Below are 1475 nucleotides of genomic sequence, written 5' to 3'. Positions count from 1 at the left end.
TCCGTGGAAACACCAAAGAATCGATTAACCTGGGCAAAGCAATTTTATGAAGCGATCGCCCGTCGTCAAATATCCTTAGCAACTCCCATTTTAGCGAACTTGCGGATTCCTAATGGTTCGCTAGCCAGTTGTTTCATTACGGCGATGGACGACAATTTAGAAAGCATTTTTGATGGTATTCATGATGCGGCTCGGATTTCCAAAAATGGTGGCGGTGTAGGCGTAAATCTGTCTCGCATTCGTGCAACGGGCAGTTGGGTGATGGGGAAGAAGAATGCCTCTGGTGGAGTCGTTCCCTGGATTAAGTTGTTGAATGATACAGCAGTAGCAGTTAATCAAGGTGGACGCAGAGCAGGTGCTGTCACCGTCAGTCTGGATGTTTGGCATTTGGACTTGCCCGAATTTTTGGAAATGCAAACCGAGAATGGGGACGGGCGACGCAAAGCTTATGACGTGTTCCCGCAACTGGTTGTCAGTGATGAATTCATGCGGCGAGTAGCAGCAGATGAAGAATGGACATTAGTTGATCCTTATGAGGTGCGAACTCGTTTAGGCATTGAATTGGCAAAAGTTTGGGGTGAAGCATTTGAAAAGGCTTATCTTCAAATCGAAGCCAGTTTAGAAAGTGAGATTACACTTTACAAACGGGTGAATGCTCGTCTTTTACTCAAACAGGTGATGCGAACCCAATTAGAAACCGGGATGCCTTACCTGTGGTTTAAAGATACCGCGAACCGAGCTAATCCCAATCAGCATGAAGGCTATATTCCAGGTGGGAATTTGTGCCAAGAATCGTGGTCAAATGTGAAACCGGGTGAAGAAGCACATACGTGTAATCTCGTAAGTATTAATCTCGCAAATCTTGAGGATGAGCAGCGAGCAGAGATTTGTCAGATTTCAGTACGTATATTAGATAACACCATTGAACTCACCTCACCACCCTTTACTGCTAGTGCCACCCACAACGCCAAATATCGCACAATTGGAGTGGGCTGTATGGGATTAGCCGATTGGTTAGCAAAACATCATCTCACCTACACCCATCTTCAGGAAATCAGCGATTTATTTGAAGACATCGGTTACTATTGCACCGCAGCATCAATGCAACTGGCTCAGGAACGAGGTGCGTATCCTGCTTTTGCGGGTAGTGAATGGAGCAAGGGACATTTAATCGGAGCAAAACCTGTGCAATGGTTTTTGCAACACGCTAGTCTTCCAGAACGCTTCGCAAAATTGAGTCAGGATATCAAACAACATGGTATTCGCAATTCACATATTACAGCGATCGCACCCAATACTTCTTCATCTTTAGTTCAGGGTTGTACAGCCAGTGTTTTACCCGTTTACAGCAAATTCTTTTATGAAAAGTGGGCAAAGGGTTCAGTACCCATCGCACCGCCTTACATTCGGGATAATTTATGGTTTTATGTCGAAAATAAGACATTTGATCAGAAAAAAGTGGTGCAGGCGATCGC

General features: G+C 44.9%; 1 protein-coding gene. It reads left to right on the top strand.

Annotated features, from left to right (window positions below):
- A partial coding sequence (locus tag V7K42_RS12105; RefSeq protein WP_334916436.1) for a ribonucleoside-diphosphate reductase subunit alpha occupies window positions 1-1475 on the top strand: 1475 nt, incomplete at both ends.

The sequence above is a fragment of the Nostoc sp. genome (assembly GCF_036917455.1).
Lineage (GTDB): Bacteria > Cyanobacteriota > Cyanobacteriia > Cyanobacteriales > Nostocaceae > Nostoc.
This window is presented reverse-complemented; position numbering and strand designations above follow the sequence as displayed.